Annotated in this window: 16 protein-coding genes and 1 tRNA gene; 2 read left to right on the forward strand and 15 right to left on the reverse strand. The window is 40.0% G+C overall.

Features of this window, described 5'->3' with window-relative positions; all coding sequences use genetic code 11:
• Positions 1 to 8: 8 nt before the first annotated feature.
• Entirely contained in the window at positions 9 to 3,095 is a 3,087-nt protein-coding gene (locus tag HMPREF9010_RS08420) for a SusC/RagA family TonB-linked outer membrane protein (RefSeq protein WP_008650014.1), read from the reverse strand.
• A gap of 533 nt (positions 3,096 to 3,628) precedes the next feature.
• Here HMPREF9010_RS08420 and HMPREF9010_RS08415 point away from each other — a divergent pair.
• Together HMPREF9010_RS08415 and HMPREF9010_RS08410 are read left to right on the forward strand one after the other, a co-directional pair.
• Complete coding sequence (locus tag HMPREF9010_RS08415) at positions 3,629 to 4,045, forward strand: helix-turn-helix domain-containing protein (protein WP_004306458.1); 417 nt, start codon at positions 3,629 to 3,631, stop codon at positions 4,043 to 4,045.
• 15 nt (positions 4,046 to 4,060) lie between these two features.
• Positions 4,061 to 4,465, forward strand: a complete 405-nt coding sequence (locus tag HMPREF9010_RS08410; RefSeq protein ID WP_004309090.1) for a helix-turn-helix domain-containing protein — start codon at positions 4,061 to 4,063, stop codon at positions 4,463 to 4,465.
• Between the two features lie 463 nt (positions 4,466 to 4,928).
• Here the strand turns inward: HMPREF9010_RS08410 and HMPREF9010_RS08405 are convergent, their stop codons facing one another.
• The 14 genes from HMPREF9010_RS08405 to HMPREF9010_RS08340 form a co-directional block, all read right to left on the reverse strand.
• A complete protein-coding gene (locus tag HMPREF9010_RS08405; protein WP_008650018.1) occupies positions 4,929 to 5,798 on the reverse strand; it encodes an urea transporter in 870 nt (289 codons plus the stop codon).
• Positions 5,799 to 5,972: 174 nt separating this feature from the next.
• Positions 5,973 to 6,743 carry an arginase family protein gene (locus HMPREF9010_RS08400; protein ID WP_004306464.1) on the reverse strand — a complete coding sequence of 257 codons (771 nt, stop codon included), beginning with the start codon at positions 6,741 to 6,743 and terminating at the stop codon, positions 5,973 to 5,975.
• Between the two features lie 188 nt (positions 6,744 to 6,931).
• Entirely contained in the window at positions 6,932 to 9,490 is a 2,559-nt protein-coding gene (gene glgP, locus HMPREF9010_RS08395) for an alpha-glucan family phosphorylase (protein ID WP_004326384.1), read from the reverse strand.
• A gap of 152 nt (positions 9,491 to 9,642) precedes the next feature.
• Positions 9,643 to 10,626, reverse strand: coding sequence for a 6-phosphofructokinase (gene pfkA, locus HMPREF9010_RS08390; protein ID WP_008650020.1), 984 nt, complete (start codon positions 10,624 to 10,626; stop codon positions 9,643 to 9,645).
• A 20-nt stretch (positions 10,627 to 10,646) separates the two neighbouring features.
• On the reverse strand, positions 10,647 to 11,147 hold the full coding sequence (locus HMPREF9010_RS08385; protein ID WP_008650022.1) for an RNA polymerase sigma factor: 501 nt from the start codon (positions 11,145 to 11,147) through the stop codon (positions 10,647 to 10,649).
• Positions 11,148 to 11,232: 85 nt separating this feature from the next.
• Entirely contained in the window at positions 11,233 to 11,661 is a 429-nt protein-coding gene (locus HMPREF9010_RS08380; protein ID WP_004306472.1) for an Hsp20/alpha crystallin family protein, read from the reverse strand.
• 65 nt (positions 11,662 to 11,726) lie between these two features.
• Complete coding sequence (gene gpmA / locus HMPREF9010_RS08375; RefSeq protein ID WP_004306474.1) at positions 11,727 to 12,476, reverse strand: 2,3-diphosphoglycerate-dependent phosphoglycerate mutase; 750 nt, start codon at positions 12,474 to 12,476, stop codon at positions 11,727 to 11,729.
• Positions 12,477 to 12,489: 13 nt separating this feature from the next.
• Positions 12,490 to 13,542 carry a class I fructose-bisphosphate aldolase gene (locus HMPREF9010_RS08370; protein ID WP_004309107.1) on the reverse strand — a complete coding sequence of 351 codons (1,053 nt, stop codon included), beginning with the start codon at positions 13,540 to 13,542 and terminating at the stop codon, positions 12,490 to 12,492.
• Positions 13,543 to 13,571: 29 nt separating this feature from the next.
• Positions 13,572 to 14,051, reverse strand: a complete 480-nt coding sequence (locus HMPREF9010_RS08365) for a ferritin (RefSeq protein ID WP_008650030.1) — start codon at positions 14,049 to 14,051, stop codon at positions 13,572 to 13,574.
• Positions 14,052 to 14,265: 214 nt separating this feature from the next.
• Positions 14,266 to 14,694: a ferritin-like domain-containing protein gene (locus HMPREF9010_RS08360; RefSeq protein WP_032851559.1), complete on the reverse strand. Its 429-nt coding sequence runs from the start codon at positions 14,692 to 14,694 to the stop codon at positions 14,266 to 14,268.
• Positions 14,695 to 14,886: 192 nt separating this feature from the next.
• Positions 14,887 to 15,084: a hypothetical protein gene (locus HMPREF9010_RS08355; RefSeq protein ID WP_004306485.1), complete on the reverse strand. Its 198-nt coding sequence runs from the start codon at positions 15,082 to 15,084 to the stop codon at positions 14,887 to 14,889.
• 758 nt (positions 15,085 to 15,842) lie between these two features.
• Positions 15,843 to 15,918: transfer RNA gene (locus tag HMPREF9010_RS08350), tRNA-Lys, on the reverse strand.
• A 94-nt stretch (positions 15,919 to 16,012) separates the two neighbouring features.
• The gene (locus HMPREF9010_RS08345; RefSeq protein ID WP_004306487.1) at positions 16,013 to 17,146 is read right to left on the reverse strand and encodes an AI-2E family transporter; all 1,134 of its coding nucleotides are present in this window, start codon (positions 17,144 to 17,146) and stop codon (positions 16,013 to 16,015) included.
• 21 nt (positions 17,147 to 17,167) lie between these two features.
• Positions 17,168 to 17,767, reverse strand: a complete 600-nt coding sequence (locus HMPREF9010_RS08340; protein WP_004299175.1) for a thymidine kinase — start codon at positions 17,765 to 17,767, stop codon at positions 17,168 to 17,170.
• Between the last annotated feature and the right edge of the window lie 123 nt (positions 17,768 to 17,890).

Consider the following 17,890-nt stretch of genomic DNA (forward strand, 5'->3'; position numbering starts at 1 on the left):
ATCTTTTGTTAGAATGTCAAATTAACGCCAAAAACAAATTGCCGGTAGGTAGGAAATGCATCCGAACCGTTGGTTTCGGGATCAGTATCTTTCAACTGCTTATCTTTTACAAAGATGAACGGATTGTAGGCTGTGGCATAAATACGGCATTTCTCCATTAAAACTTTGCGGGAAATATTGACGGGTAGTGTATATCCCAGCGTGATATTTTTAATCTTAATGAAGGAGCCGTCGCGCACTCTTAATGAAGGATATACGGTTTTTTGTTCGTCTCCCGTTCCGGGACGGGGGAAATAGGCTCCTTGATTATCCTCTGTCCAGTAGTCTACGCCTGCCAGTTGATTCTTGGTTATGCTCTGTTCGGCGGTATAATAACCGAGCAGGTCACTGTTGATTGTCTGTCCGTAACGTGCCATGGCAAAGACGGATAAATCAAAATTCTTGTAGGTGAAGGAGTTGCTGAGTCCGATGATCCAGTCCGGATTGGAATGTCCTAGAATTTGCCGGTCTTCCGTACTGTATTTATGCACACCTTCATCGCCTTTCTGGTCTAAGGTTTCTATCTTGATGAATCCGGGTTTTACGCCGTAGGCATCCAATGTTTCCTGTGGAGTATCGGTTCCCCAAATTCCGGTATATTTATATCCGTAAATAGCTTTAATCGGTTCACCGACAAACAGGTTTTCGGCGATCAGATCACCGTCAGGCAGATCGTCTATTTGTTCCTTGTTCCAGGTGACGGATAAAGTGGTATTCCAGGTGAAATCTTTATTCCGTATGTTGTGCGAAGTGATCGTTGCTTCCACGCCTTGGTTACTGGTCTGGGCGATGTTCTGCCAGATAGCCAGAGGCGATCCCCATCCGGTCAGACCGCTGGTGATGGGCAATGTACGTTTGAATAATAATCCTTTGGTGGTTGTCTTGAACCATTCTACCGATCCGTCAATGCGACCGTTTAGGATACCGAAATCCAACCCCACATTCCAGTTGTATGACTTCTCCCAGCCGAGATCGGAACTACCGTAGGTACCGGAGTATTGCGTGAAAGGAACAATCTTCCCATTAATGGAAATTCCCGAAGCGGCATATACGTATGCTTGTGTTGTGGTACTGTATGCGGTGGTTCCTCCCGAGTTACCCGTGATACCGTAGCTCACTCTCAACTTCAGGTTGTCTAGCCAACTACGTGTCTTTTCCATAAATGCCTCGTCTGATATTCTCCACGCCAGTGCACCTGCGGGGAAAGCATCCCATTTATGTCCGGTAGAAAATTGTGAAACACCGTCCCAACGGGTAGAGAAATTAAACAGGTATTTGCCTTTGTATGAATAGTTCAGACGGAAGGCAAAAGACATTTTCTGTGTCTGTGCGAAGTCGGATTCCACATGTTGGGAAGTGCCCGATGTCAGTCGCCAGAAAGACCATTGATCTACCATCTGACCGCTGGCGGCAGCCATGCTACTTTCCGACTGGTTCTTATTCCAGGAAGTAATCAGTGAACCTCCCAGATTATGGTCTTTTGCGATGGTTGTGTTGTAAGCGAGAATATTCTCCCAAGTGTAATTCCAGGCATTGTTGTTGGTGATGGAAGCATGCGGTGAACCTGCATAAGACGGACGGTTGGCATTGCACTTCTCTCCCCAGTATTGCCCGTGGCGTGAGTGATTCAAAGTACCATTGACACGACTGGTAAAAGTCAGGTCTTTGATGGGAGTTAGTTCGACATAGCCACTCATGTTCAGATAGGTGGAACGTGTGTTGTCTACATACTGATTCTCTATGAAATCACTCATCGGGGAATATTGTCCCGTGATGTATTCGTGATTGATCTCCCCTTCTTCGGTATAAGCATCACCCAGCGGGATGGCGGAGAGAGATTTGGTGAATGTGTTTTTCACACCGGAGTTCAAGTCCCGGTAGACTAAATTGGAGGTAAAGCCCACCTTTGCCCATGAAAATATCTGTTGATCCAGGTTGAGGCGTAACGAATATCTGTTCAGATTTTCGTTATTAAGTAAACCTTCTTCCCGATTGTAGGAAGTCGAAGCGAATAATTTTGTCTTTTCAGTGCCACTGCTGACCGAAAGACTGTATTTCTGTGTGGTAGCCGTGTTGCCCGACACTTCATCTATCCAGTCTATCCATTTGCCGTCGTTGTATGCATCTATAAAATCCTGTTTCCCCAGTAGGGCGGACATATCGGTAGGATAGTCACCGTTTTTATATTTATAGGCTTCTTGCTGGTAGGTGACCCATTCATCCCGCGTCATTCCATGCCTGTAGTTAGGTGAACCGCTGAATCCGTAATAAGCATCGAAGTTTACGGTCGCTTTTCCCTCTTTTCCTCTTTTTGTGGTGATGATGACAACACCGTTTGCTCCTGCAGAACCATAAATGGCGGTGGAAGAAGCATCTTTCAATACATCTACACTCTCGATGTCCGACGGGCTGACCTGGCTATAGCTGCCGGGGATTCCATCGATAATAAACAACGGTTCGTTGCTGCCATAGATAGATCGTGAACCACGTAACAGGATAGTGACATCACCTCCTACCTGTCCCGAAGTTTTGGTGATATCCATTCCGGGTATCTTGCCTTGAAGGGCTTCCATCACATTATTGGTAGGAGCGGCCAGTACTTCCGCACTTTTGACGGAGGTTACCGCCCCCGTCAAATCCCGTTTTTTGACCGATCCGTATCCTACCACCACTACTTCATCAATCAGTCTGGCATCTTCCGTCAGTATGATTTCCAGCTTGTTCTTGTTGCGTGTATTGACTTCCTGTTCCGTGTATCCCATATAAGATACCTTTAATATTGCATTGGGCGATACGCGCAGTGTGAATAGTCCGTCTACATTCGTAATTGTCCCGTTACTGGTACCTTTTTCAACGATATTCGCTCCGATAATCGTCTCTCCTTGAGAGTTTTTCACTACACCCGAGATCGTTCTGCTCTGTTGGCAATAAGCCCGTGTTGATCCAAGTATCGATAATGAACCTATTAATAGGAATAATAGGTAAAAATTCATTCTATAAACAGTCTTTAGGGGATTATTCTCCCCTATGTTTGTTTTATCAGAAAATGATTTCATGCTTTTTGTTTAATTGTATGTTTACTAATTTGTTTTTGGATAGCTAAATTTCCGGACAATTTAAAGCTATGTCTCGATTGTAACGACTTTACTTACCCCATAGGCTATTAGATTTTATTGGTTAAATGATAATTGTTCAGAATGTCAATTGCACATCCTTCTGCACTGTTTTAAATGTGGCGCCACGATTCATGTCAGCTAAAAACTGACAGGGCAAAATTATGCATATAGAACTGGGGATTGAAAAATATAGAGTTGACTTTTATCAGAACTGAGTTGTTTCTTACTACCTGTTGTATATTTGATTTTATAAAGTAATATTGTTGTTGATTAAACCTTTACCCGTCGTAAACTTTACGGTAGTAAAGTTTTAGAAGTAGATAAAATGATAAAGACTGGGATAAAATAGATCTAATTAGGTTATATTTAAAAGAGAAACAGATAGAAAGCTGTCTTTTTCAAAGGGCGATATGTAGTTGCGAATTTTATTTTCATTATCTTTGTCTCAATGTATTTACTAAAGCAACAATGATATGGATATTAAAGTAAAAGACAAGGTGAATCAAAGGCATGTCGGTCGCAATCTGCAAAGAATCCGTGTGTATCTGGGTATGAAACAGGAAGCGTTGGCTTCTGATCTGGGTGTTAGTCAGCAGGAGATCTCGAAAATAGAGAAACAAGATGAAATAGAAGACGGACTGTTGACAAAAATAGCTGAAGTCTTGGGAATATCTACTGATGTCATCAAGGATTTTGATGTTGAAAAAGCCATTTGTAATATTAATAATTATAAAGATGCTACCATTTCTCCGGGAGCAATTGCTACTGTTTATGCTCATAACCAACAGATTAATCCTATTGAAAAGGTGGTTGAACTGTATGAACGCTTGTTGAAAAGTGAACAAGAGAAAATAGAGATTCTAAGAGAGTGCATAAAGCAGGGAAAATAATCAACAGACTGGAATATGGAAACGGAAAAGTACACAAATACAATTCATCTGGGAAGAAAAATTGAACGGGTGCGTCGGCTTCGGGGAATGACTCAAGCGGAACTCGGTGATTTGTTAGGTATAACGAAACAGGCTGTTTCGAAAATAGAACAAACAGAGAAGTTTGACGATGAACGGTTAGGCGAGATTGCTTCAGCACTAGGCGTTACTGTAGATGGGCTGAAGAGTTTTAATGAAGAGACAATCCTGTATAATACGAATAACTTCTACGAGAATTGCGGTGTTAAAAGTGCTGTCAGTAATACAGGTAATAATCAGACCTTTAATAGTTTTCCTGTTGAACAGGTAATTGAGATTTTCGAAAAGCTGTTGGATAAACAGAAGGAGCAATTTGAAACTTTAAAAAAAGAGAAGAAATAAATATCTCCAAGATATTGAATTTTATCAGTCGTAATTATACTCCTAATGCAATGATAGCTGAATTGATTTCTTCAAAAAACAAGGAAATAGATTGGTTGAAAGAAGAAATTAAGTTTTTAAGAAAGGAAAATGAAAAATTGCTGCTGATTGTGGGTGAAAAGATATGAGATGATGTTATCATAATTATGTGATACACTTCTGTCTGTTGTTTATATGGGTAGTTATCACCTTTATGTTGTAAGCATAACTAAGATCTGATTGAAACTTTATAAATAATATTTTTACTGTAAATGTTGAGGTATCCAAACTCTTTTTAATTCAAGGAGTTTGGATGCTATTTTTAAGTTTACTGCATTATGGTGTAGTATTCATAATACAAAAGCAAATATTTCGGGTGACAAGATGATATCTTTTATCTTTTTCTTTGAAAAAAAATATCACAAACTTTTATTTGAAGACTAATTTAGTTATTCTGCGTTCTTATTACTTTTTGTATCATTAGTATGATCCATACAGATATAACAAAGGGAGCGGTTAAGGTAGTGATACCCAAACTCATTCCTAGAATCTGTAATACGGTGGACAGTAAGACAGAGCATCCTGCCCATACGCCACTTTTCCAGCCCGTTCCTCCTAAAGCTATTGCACATAATACCCCATTATAGCCCATTAATCCGGCATTTAAGTCTGTAGCATCCACTTCAAGTAAAATGGCTAGGGGAATAGGAAGAAGTGCTCCCAAGATAGTATAGAGACTTGCCTTTCGAGAATTAATCAAAATGCCTATAAGGAAACATAATCCGGATAGAATTGTATTTCCCTGAAACATGACTTGCCCTATACCTAAGCAGAAGGCTTGGAAATAATTAATATTCTGTGTGGTATCAATAACCGTATAGGAAACTGATAGTAAATCTGGTATAAGCCAGCTGCAAACTCCCAACATTCCCCATACAGCAAGAATGAAAGGAGCAGTAAAGCCAGGAATTAAACGTTGCTGATTAAAAAAATAGGCAATCCATGTGGAAAGGGCCGAAGCGATAATCAACATGATTAAACTTCCTACCGATAATTGTAGAAATACGCCAACTGCTATACCTACTAAAGTTCCATTAAATCCGTATAATCCATTTTTAATATCATCATACTTATATCCCGAAAAATGGGCTGTCAGTGTACTTATTATATTACCGCAGACTGCTAGTATTCCCATTTGCCATGAGTTTAGAAATATTCCAATTAGCATGAATAATCCGGATAACGCATTATTCTGAAACATCACTTGTCCTATTCCACGTCCCAGAATAAGTAATAAATTGTGTATAAAGACCATTTGTATAAAAGATTGACTGATAAAATGATGACAAAAGTACAACCTTCTATTGAAAATAGCAATATCAAGAGATGGAGAATTAGAAAAGTGTAAAGAGATGTGGAATTATCATGTACGGTCAATTCACTAATTATTGTGCTAAGCATAATATTCATGACTATGTTAATGATTTACTTATAGGGGATGAATCTCGTTTTGATTGGACAGGAATAGATTTAATAGTTCCTTATTGGCCTTACTGTTAATTGAAAGTTCTCTGTTTTTTTGGAAAACATCCAAAGAACTGGAACATTCACCGCAGATATCTACTCCGATAATTTCTTCTTTTTTTAGAATGATGGAGAGGAGTTTCTCCAATTCGGTCAGTGATAGGGAACCCTGATCCCAATTGGTTACTGCTGATTTTATGTCCAATACATCTTTGTCCACTGATATATAGACAGGCTCATTCAGATGTTCATGAGAGAATCTGTTCCATCCTTCTTCGTGAGAAAGTTCTGTTTCGCTATAAAACTTTAATTTTTCTCCATAATTGGGATGCAGTGCTTTGATCAACTTTTCAGCAGCACCGACGATACATACTTTTTGAAGATAAGGATTTGTATCCAATACTTTTTTCACCCAACATCCGCATGACATTAGATTGTCAAATAAGGAAGGTTGCATATCTGGATGATGATCAAAGACAACTAGTGAGAATGGGGTCTTTATTTTATCCGTCCAAAATTTACTGATATAATGATAGTTACCGGAATCAATGAAATGTATTCCTTCAGGTAAGTAGGGGGCCATTCTTTGTCTAATGACTTTGGCTGCTTCTGCATCACAGTAGCAGTTGGTTCCGTTTAGGTCGGTACAATCTATCCACTGGAAATGGATGTCGTTTATAAATCTTTCCTGCTCATAGACATGAGTGAAATTCATAAGAATAATGTTCGGTTTCATTGTTCTTTATCTTTTATTGAATAACCTTTGAAACTTGTCATGTATAAAAGCGGAGTGTGTCAAAACGCAGATTAACGCAAATTATCGCAGATTATTTCAATTATATTTATATATTAATCAACGATTTATGAAATTATTTCTGCGATAATTTGCGTTTTATTATTCATTATGACACACCTCCCTTTTTTTTAAAACCATCGGACGTAACAAAAATCTTGTCTATGTGGTAATAGATTATTTTTGGGATACATGCGGAAAGCCTGTTTGAAACTTCCGGCATTAAAAATTTGAGATGTCCCCTTGAAGGTATATAGATTCCCGTCTTTGGAAACTAGTGGAAGAGGTATGACTTCATAGATATGATCTTGACCACTTTCATGCTGAATAATGACCAATTCAATTCCAATTGCATCATCCAGACCTTTCTCATCGACAACAACTGTTACTTCATATTCCTTTCCGGCTTCGATTGTCGCATCCAACCCGTTTCCGGCTTTTATGGATTTGATTTCAATGGAATCCCACCTGTTTCGGACAGCGGTTTTCCAGTCAGATATCATTTTGGCTTTTGCATTATTGTCAGCAGAGAGAATGTGGAAATGCTCCGACAGTTTGATATAGAATTTCTCATAGTAATCGTCCAGTTGCCTTTTCATGGTAAAACGGGGAGCTATTTGTGCGATTGAATTCTTGATGTACTTAATCCAGTTTTCCGAATACTCCTTATCTCCATGTTCATAATATGCAGGAAGAATGTCATGCTCCAATAGATAGTAAATTGCTTCGGCGTCCAGCTGGTTCTGATATTGTTCATTCTGGTAGATACTTTTGTCGGTCAGCGCCCATCCTGCATCCTTACAATAGCCTTCATACCACCAACCATCCAACACTGAGAAATTAAGTACACCGTTCATCAGTGCCTTTTCCCCTGATGTGCCTGAGGCTTCGGCCAGACGTGTGGGAGTGTTCAGCCAGATATCCACCCCTGCGATAAGATGTCTTGCCAGATCCATATCGTAGTTTTCAAGAAATATGATTTTACCTAGGAATTCAGGACGCCGGGATATTTCCACAATCTGCCTGATTAGTCCCTGGCCGGCGCCGTCACTGGGATGAGCCTTCCCTGTAAAGATGAATTGTACCGGATATTTCGGATTGTTCACTATTTTAGCCAGGCGGTCGATATCGGTAAACAAAAGATGCGCCCTTTTATATGTAGCAAAACGTCGTCCGAAACCAATCAGAAGGGCATTCGGGTTAAACTTCTCAAAAATGGAAATGGTTAATGACGGATCGATCTGGCTTCTAAGCCAGTCTTTGCTGCATTTTCTTTTGATATAATCTATCAGTTTGGTTTTTAGTTTCAGGCGGGTATTCCATATTTCTTCGTCCGGAATGTCGTAGACAGCTTCCCAGATTTTTTGATTGGACTGGTCATGAATAAAGCTCTCATCAAAATTGTCTTTGAAAAGCTTTTCCCATTCGGTGGCGCACCAAGTAGGAAAATGTACGCCATTAGTCACATAGCCCACATGATTCTCTTCCGGGAAGTAGCCTTTCCAGATAGGAGCGAACATTTCCTGTGACACAGTTTTATGCAACAGGCTGACTCCGTTTACTTCCTGGCTGGTTTTACAGGCGAATACAGACATACAGAAACGTTCTCCTTTGTCTCCCGGATTATGGCGTCCGAGATCCATCAGGTTATTCCAGGTTATGCCCAGTTTGTCGGGATACCCTTTCATGTATTTGTTGAAAAGTCCCTCGTCAAAATAATCATGGCCGGCGGGTACAGGTGTATGTACGGTATAAAGGGAAGAAGCGCGTACTAATTCCATCGCTTGGCCGAAATCCAGACCACCGGCTATATAATCACATAACCGCTGAATGTTGATTAATGCGGCATGGCCTTCATTGCAGTGATATACGTCTTTTTCTATACCCAAAGCTTTCAGTGTCATCATGCCGCCTATACCGAGTAAAATCTCCTGTTTCAGCCGGTTCTCCCAGTCACCGCCATACAGATGGTGGGTAATTGGACGGTCAAACTCGCTATTGAGTTCATTGTCCGTGTCCAGTAGATAAAGGGGGATTCTTCCTACATTGACTCTCCAGACATTGGCATGTACAATAAAGCTGTCGGCGTAGGGAATGTGGATTACCAGCTGTTTTCCATCTGGTTGCATCACTTTTTCGATTGGGAGCTGTCCGAAATTCTGTGCTTCATAATTGGCAATCTGCTGCCCGTCCATGGAAAGAGACTGGTCAAAGTAGCCATAACGGTACAACAGTCCTACGGCACAAAGGTCAACGTTGCTGTCTGATGCCTCTTTCAGGTAATCGCCCGCAAGTATTCCAAGACCACCGGAATATATTTTGAGGACCTTGTCTAAGCCGTATTCCATACTGAAATAGGCTACTGACGGACGTTTATGATCTGGAACTACATTAATGTATTCCTTGAAAGCAGTATAGACGGTATTCATCTTGCGGATAAAAAACTCATCATGTGCCAGTGTTACCAGCTTCTCATAATTCATCCGCTCCAGGAACAATATCGGATTTTGCTCCGTTTCTTCCCAAAGCTCCGGATCTAGGTCGCAATACATACTTTTGGCGTCATCATTCCATGTCCACCATAGATTACGTGCTATTTCCGCAAGTTTTCCCAATTCCATGGGAAGATGTGAACCGACTGTAATTTCCCTCCATTGAGGAGTGTTTACATTATAACTTGGATATTCCATAACATTGTACATTAAATAGTTTATATTTCCTTGTTTATTTTATAATAGGGCATTATCCATACCGGATAAAACTTTGTAGTTTCCCGATGATGATACAGTCCGGTATGTCTGCCTCCCGGAGTGTCTTTCCAAGCAGTGGTGAATTAATAACTTTATATGGACAGCTCGTTAAGTACCCGAATCAGGCTTTTGTCAATAGGCTTGTCATTTTTGATTGCTTGTGCAAAAGGAACATAGACAATTTCATTGTTCCGTATGCCTATCATCACATTCTGTTGGTCTTCCATCAGAGCCTGAATGGCTGCTTCTCCTAATCGGCTTGCCAGTATACGGTCGTTGGCACTTGGAGCCCCACCGCGTTGCAGATGTCCCAGAATGGAAACTCTTACATCATATTCAGGATATTCCTTTTTTACCCGGTCGGCATAGTACATGGCACCTCCATTTTTATTTTGGGGACTTTCGGTCACAATGACGATACTGCTGTTTTTTGTTTTTCTGAATCCACGTCCGATAAATGTCTCCAGCTGGTCCACATCCGTTTTGTCCTCCGGAATAATGGCAGCTTCAGCCCCTGAAGCAATCGCACTGTTCTGGGCCAGGAAGCCCGCATCACGTCCCATCACCTCGACAAAGAAAATGCGGTCGTGTGAGGTTGCGGTGTCTCTTATTTTATCTACACATTCAACAATTGTATTTAATGCCGTGTCGTATCCTATGGTGAAATCAGTACCATATAAATCATTGTCAATCGTACCGGGTAGTCCTATACATGTCACGTTATACTCTTCGGCAAAGATACGGGCTCCCGTCAGAGAACCGTCTCCACCGATAATAATCAGTGCACTGATATTTTCTTTTTGTATAACTTCATAGGCTTTCTTACGTCCTTCCAGAGTGGTAAAAGCTTCGGAACGCGCTGTTTTCAGTATAGTACCTCCCCTTTGAATAATACTGCTCACGTCTTCTGTTGTGAGTTCCTTTACTTCACCGGCAATCAGTCCTTCGTATCCCCTATAAATTCCCTTTATTTTAAAGCCGTTGAAGATGGCGGTACGGGTTACGGCGCGGATCGCTGCATTCATTCCTGACGCATCCCCTCCGGAAGTCAGGATTCCAATATACTTGTTATTCATAATTCATTTTTATACAATTATTAGACAAAATCAGAAAGTAACTGCTTTAATTTTTTCCTACTATGAAAGATACGGCTTTTTATTGTACCTAGCGACACTCCTGTTTCTTGAGCTATTTCCCGATATTTGAATCCGGATATATACAACATAAAAGCGTTGTAATGTTCTTTAGGTAGTGTTTTAAGGGCTGCCCTTATCTCCTTGGCATCTTGACTATTGTCTATGAAAGCAAAAGAGTCATCTCTTAGCAGGAAATGATAGTCGGGTTCGGATAATATATATAAGTCTCCCTGGCTTTTTTTTATCCGGTAGTTATTTATAAAAGCGTTACGCATAATGATATACATCCAGCCTTTAAAATTTGTTCCAGGATCAAATTTATCCTTATTATCCAGAGCTTTCAACATTGTTTCCTGCAATAAATCCTCAGCATCGTGTTTGTCAGCTGTCAATTTATATGCAAAACCTAGCAGATCACTTTGCAGAGCTATTAATGCTTCATCAAAATTGAATGTTTTCATTATAGTGATTTGAGGTTCAAAGGTTTATATCAAGGCATCCCCCTAAATATAAGGAACGCCTTGGGTAAAGTTTAGCTAAGATATCTTATTTGATATCAATAGTTCTGGTTATCTTCTGAACTTCTTTGTCCACTGTTTTGGGAATATCTATAGACAGAATCCCATGTTCTACCTTGGCTGTAATCTTATCTTTTTCAACATTGTCCGGCAGTATGATACTTTGTTGGAATTTGGAATAAGAGAATTCACAGCGTAGGTATTTTTTGTCTTTTTTCTCCTCATTCTTCTCTTCCTTCTTTTCCATGCAGATTACTAGATTGTTGTTTTCATCCACATTAACGGTGAAGTCATTTTTTGTCATTCCCGGAGCTGCCAATTGGATTTTATAGTCCTTTTCATTTTCAATTACATTAATAGCGGGGGCTGTTGCATTTGCCTTCATCATCCACTCATTGTTAAAGAAATCATTAAAAATACTTGGTAACCAATTCTGGTTCATTTTTGTAGGTACCATTTTTACCTCCTTTTTTAGTTAATAATTAAAGTTTAGAAAATATGTCTGGCTGCTTGACAGAACTTTTATTGTTTAGTCATTCCTTGTTTTGCTACAGCTTCCGTCCGTTTACGTATCTCTTCCGGATCACCGAGAAAATAGTCTTTGACAAGAGCCAGCCGGTTGTCGAATTCAAAAACGTAAGGAACTGCTGTAGGCAGGTTCAGGTTGGAAATGTCTGTATCGGATATTTCCTTGAGATGCTTGATGATTCCACGCAGGCTGTTGCCATGGGCAACTACCAGCAGGTTATCCTTACATGTCAATGTGGGAAAGATGATGCATTTCCAATAAGGCATTACACGCTCAATGGCATCTTTCAAGGATTCCGTACGTGGAAGTTCCATATCCGGGACATCTGCATAACGTATGTCTTTACCCGGATTGCGCGAATCGTCCTCTCCCAATGCTGCAGGAGCTATATCATAACTTCTCCGCCAGGTGTGTACTTGTTCTTCACCATATTGGGCAGCCGTCTCACTTTTGTTAAGTCCCTGAAGTATGCCGTAATGTTTCTCATTCAACCTCCATGTCTTTTCGACGGGAATCCAGCTCTCATTCAGGCGGTCCAGAACGTAGTCCAGCGTTTTTATAGCACGTTTTAAGTAAGAAGTGTAGGCAATCTCAAAAGAAAATCCGGCTTCTCGTAATGTATCGCCTGCTTTGCAGGCTTCTACAACGCCTTTTTCACTTAAATCAACATCTGTCCACCCGGTGAAGCGGTTTTCTTGGTTCCATAGGCTCTCACCATGACGTAATAATACTATTCTTTTCATGGACGACCTGTCTTTATGCAATGGTTATTGAAGAATCCAAATATACATCCTGTATGGTGCTCAATAGCTGGACCCCATCTTTCATTGGTTTTTGGAAGGCTTTCCGACCACTAATCAACCCCATACCGCCAGCACGTTTGTTCACTACTGCTGTAACAACAGCATCATGCAGGTCGGATTCTCCATGAGATTCACCACCCGAGTTGATTAGTCCGACGCGTCCCATATAGCCGTTAGCTACCTGATAACGGCAAAGGTCTATCGGGTGGTCAGTTGTCAGCTCTGTATACATGCGCTCATTTGTTTTTCCGAAGCCGATGGCTTTGAAGCCACCATTATTGGACGGAAGTTTTTGTTTTACGATGTCAGCCTTGATCGTTACTCCGATATGGTTGGCTTGGCCTGTCAGGTCGGCTGCAGCGTGATAGTCGGTTCCGTCTTTCTTAAAACCGCTGTTTCTCAAATAACACCATAAAATGGTAGCCATTCCCAGTTCATGAGCATATTCAAAAGCTTGCGATACTTCCACTATTTGGCGGCGACTTTGCTCCGAACCGAAATAAATAGTGGCTCCAACTGCTATGGCGCCCATATTCCATGCTTCTTTTATTGTACCGAACATTACTTGGTCATAGCTATTCGGATAAGTAAGCAGTTCGTTATGATTCAATTTGACGATGAATGGAATTTTATGGGCGTATTTCCGTGCTACGGCGCCTAATACGCCGAATGTAGATGCTACGGCATTACATCCTCCTTCAATAGCCAATTTTACGATGTTCTCCGGATCAAAATAAAGTGGATTGGGAGCGAAAGATGCCCCAGCAGAATGCTCTATACCCTGGTCTACAGGTAGGATGGATACATAGCCGGTATTCGCTAAACGTCCATGTCCATATAAAGTTTGCAAACTCTCCAATGTCCGAATGTTTCTGTCCGAATTTATCCATACCTTATCTACTATATCCGGACCCGGAATATGAATCAGTTGTTTATCTATTGTCTTGCATGTATGGTTTAGGTAGTATTCAGCCTGCCCACCTAATATATCTACTGTTTTGCTCATATCATTTATCTTTTAACTATTCAGGTTTATTATTTGCATCCATCCAATTTAGCATCTATGAAAAGGATACCACTATCTCCGGCTTTCTTTAACAGGTTTACAATATTCTGTACACCGGCTTCTTCCTCTACTTGTTCCCGGACAAATTTCCACAGAAAATCCTGTGTGGTATTATCCTTTTCTTCTGAAGCTAAGTATACCAATTCGTCAATCAACTTGGAGATATGCTTTTCATGTTCCAAGGCATGTTCAAAAACTTCTAAAGAATTTCCCCATCCTTGTGGAACTACATCCACTTTGTCTACTTTCGGTGTCGCCTCACGTTTAACCATATACTCGGCAATGGTGCACGCATGTCCCACTTCTTTTGCAGATTGTTTCCGCATCCAGTTGGCCATACCTGAAAAACCTTCTTTTTTTAGATAGAAAGACATAGACAGATACAAGTTGGCAGACCATAATTCTGCTGTGATTTGTTCATTCAAAGCATTTTGTAATTTCTCACTCATAATGATTTAAATTTTTAGAGTTAATAATAATTTAATATTCTCTCTTATCTTGAAACAAGCATAAACTTGTCCCAAAATGTCGATAAAACCGGGTTATCCTATTAATAAAATATTCATGATCTATTTTATTATTGTTTATTATGTTGCAAAAAGTAGACCATACAAGGTTATATAATCTTTAATATTATGAGATGTTAAATGGAGGGACATACTGTTAGAAATAAGGTAGTCTCCGCACATTTTCTTGGGCAAGAATACGTAATAATTCCAAAAGGGCCGTACTTAGATATATTCGGTCTGAATACAGCCTGTTGATGAAAGAATTAGAGGACGCATCCACGTTTCGGCATAGTATGAGGAGTATGGAGACTAGGCGGGACATATATCGTTCATGTTCAATCAATTCGTTTAAGGCACTTACTGGAGCTTGCCATTTTTGCACATCCCGTTTTATCTCATTAATTGCAACGCATCCTCCATTATGATATATCCAGCTCATCATTTGATAGACTTTGTTCATATTATCCTGAGCCTGGGTATTTAGCCAGGAGCTCAGTATCGGGAGTTGTTCACTTTCAAAATAAACCTGTAAAGACAGGTATAAGTTGGTTGACCATATTTCTGCGTTGATCAATTCATTCATGGTACTTTCTATTCGTTTATCTATCATTATTCTGAACATTAAGGTTACATAACTGATTGCGTACGTTTCTTGGTATATAAAAATTCCATTTCATAGAGGTAATCTATAAAAATGAAACTTTTAACGATAGTTTAATGATGCGACATTTTTACTGCATTGGACAAATTGTCGCATAAGGCGGAATAATAATGTCTATTTGTCACTTCCACGAGTGATAATCAATAAAATATCCAACAATTTTTCTATTCTTACAATATTATCATATATAGATTCCAAGGTCTTAGGATACAGATAAGACTTACAGTCCTGTATTTCCTTTGCCAAAGCGAGAACTTGTAACCAAAGGTCTTTTTCTGTATGGTGAGAGGAACCGCTATTATTGGCTATCATGGAGGAAGGTCTCAGAAAAATATGTTGGCATGTAATTTGTAAGATAGTGATTGTGTGTCTTGAAAAAAACAGGAATGGAAATAAACAGAATAAGAATTTCACTAAAGACAGTAACAAACGAAGAACAGAAACCGGTCGAGACAGTCGTCTTACTTTTAGAACAAGTTGCTTTCATAATGTTTATCTTCTAGTCAACTCTGTTCCCTGGAGCTGTGTTTATATATAAAGTTAAGCGTGGGAACTTTGGTATTACCGTTCAGAAGTATCCCCATACTCAACAACATATAATACACAAAGCCCCACGCCTATATATATAACACTTTAATATATAAATAGTACGTGGAGCGTCCAATGTATTATCCAGTTGTTGTCTTGAAATTGGGGATTTCCTGAACTTGGATAATGCCTTAACGCTCTATTTTTATTAAGATTTGAAATAAATCCTAATACAAAGGTAAGGAAAAAATATTTTATTTTCCAAACAAGTTGTGCAAAATAAGTTGTGGCGTGTATTGCTTTTCTTTTTATTGGCTGCGGAATGGTTATCTTTAGTAATCTGTTTCTGTCTGTCGAGTAAGTCTGTATAATTTTTTTGTACCTCTACTTCGGGTCTTGACATTCCTCCTGCTTCATGGCTGATTGTTGTAGGTAGACTATATAATTTTTTCTGTTGTTCATATTTAATGGGGAGTAGAATGGAAATAAGGCCTTTGGATAAGAAGAAAAACCCCTGAAAATCAGAGGTTTAATCTTGTTTTTGGTGATCCGCCTGGGGCTCGAACCCAGGACCCCAACATTAAAAGTGTTGTGCTCTACCTGCTGAGCTAGCGAATCAATCCTTATTTGCGAATCAGTTATTTCCTGATTGCGGGTGCAAAGGTAGTTACTTTTATTTAATTTGCAAGCATTACGTAGAAAAAAGTTTCAATTATTTTTCCTCGTTGTGGCTTGTTTCTTGATTATCAGTAGTTTCTACTTCATCATATTTTATTTTTTCTTTGTTGATAATAAAGCGTTGGTAGTAGGAGAGCATCAAAGTTGTTAGTGGCAAGGCGATAATCATGCCGAGCATTCCCATTAATGAACCCCAGATAGAAAGAGATAAAAGGATGATGGCAGGATTCAGTCCGGTAATCTTTCCCATGATTTTGGGGACAAGGAAGGTATCCTGTATGATTTGTACGATTGCAAAGACGGCTAATGCACATGCAATGATAATCCAGAAGTTCTGTCCGGTGTCGGCAGCTTTGAGGATTGCCAATAAAATGGTGGGAAGGAAACCTATGATTTGCAAGTAGGGAACCATATTCAATGCTCCGATGAAAAGTCCCAGAGCGATAGCCATGGGGAAATCGATAATCAGGAAACCGATGCTGAAAAGAATACCTACGCAGAAAGCAACCAAAGCCTGTCCACGGAAATATCTGTTCATACCATCCTGTACGTCGTGAACCAGGTTGGAGGCAAACGTACGGTATTTATTGGGTAGCAGATGCAACCATCCTTCAGCTATCGCTTCGTAATCCAATAATATAAAGATTACATATAATAATATAATGAAAGAGGCAAGGATGCTGAATAGAATGTTGAGAGATTCTGCAAGCAAAGTCCACACTCTGGGGACGGTATCCTTGATTGCCGCCAGGATATTCTCTTCACTTAATACACGGTTCAACGCCTGAAGATCAATGTTCTCGTGGATAAATTCAGAAAGATTCTTAGGCACATTGTTACCGGCTCCATTGGTGAGGTAAGTCACTAGCAAGTCGTTCATTCTGCCTATTTCCGAAATCATCGGCGGCACTAATAGGTAGAATAAAGTGACTCCGATAACCGTAATGAGGAATAAGGAACAGAAGATGGAAATAATGCGGCTTTTTAATCGTAGCTTATACTGGAAGAATTTGACTAACGGATAGACCATATAAGCTATCAGCCACGCAATAAAGAAAGGTAATAACACTCCGCTAAGACGTTCCACGAGCATTAATATTCCTACAACTAACACACATCCGATGGAACCGCGTATAAAACTGTCGAATGTTATCTTTTTCCTTTCCATAATCTGTTTCTTTTATAGAGTTTATACTTTCTGCTCATCTTCCCCTCGTGCACGGAGATAACATTCCCTGCACAGAGGCTCATATTCGGCTGTTTCGCCTAAAAGAACCTGTTTCTCATTCTTGACTGTACGATGTGAGAAAGAGGCCAGCTGACCACATTTCACACAGATCGCATGAACTTTGGAGACTTCATCGGCAATGGCGCACAATTGTGGCATAGGTCCAAATGGATTTCCTTTGAAGTCCATATCCAATCCTGCAATGATAACACGGATTCCATTGTTGGCAAGCTGGTTGCATACATCAATCAAACCACTGTCGAAGAACTGTGCTTCATCAATACCTACTACATCTATCTCAGAAGTAAACAGTAAAATGCTGGCTGACGAATCGATGGGAGTGGAGGCGATAGAATGGCTGTCGTGAGAGACTACGTCTTCTTCTGAATAACGGGTGTCGATAGCAGGTTTGAATATCTCGACACGTTGTTTCGCGAATTTCGCTCTCTTCATTCTGCGAATCAATTCCTCTGTCTTTCCGGAGAACATAGAACCGCAGATTACTTCGATCCGGCCTCTTCTTCTAGTCTCCTGTATGTGGTCTTCTGAAAATAATACCATGAGATTTTGTGTTTTCTTGATTAAATAAATATGTGGACAAAGGTAAGCAATTCAATGTGCAAGAACTGTTAAATTATCCATTATTTTAAGTTATTGCATAAATTATTCCTACATTCGCACCGT

The sequence above is a fragment of the Bacteroides sp. 3_1_23 genome (assembly GCF_000162555.1).
Classification (GTDB): Bacteria; Bacteroidota; Bacteroidia; order Bacteroidales; family Bacteroidaceae; genus Bacteroides; species Bacteroides ovatus.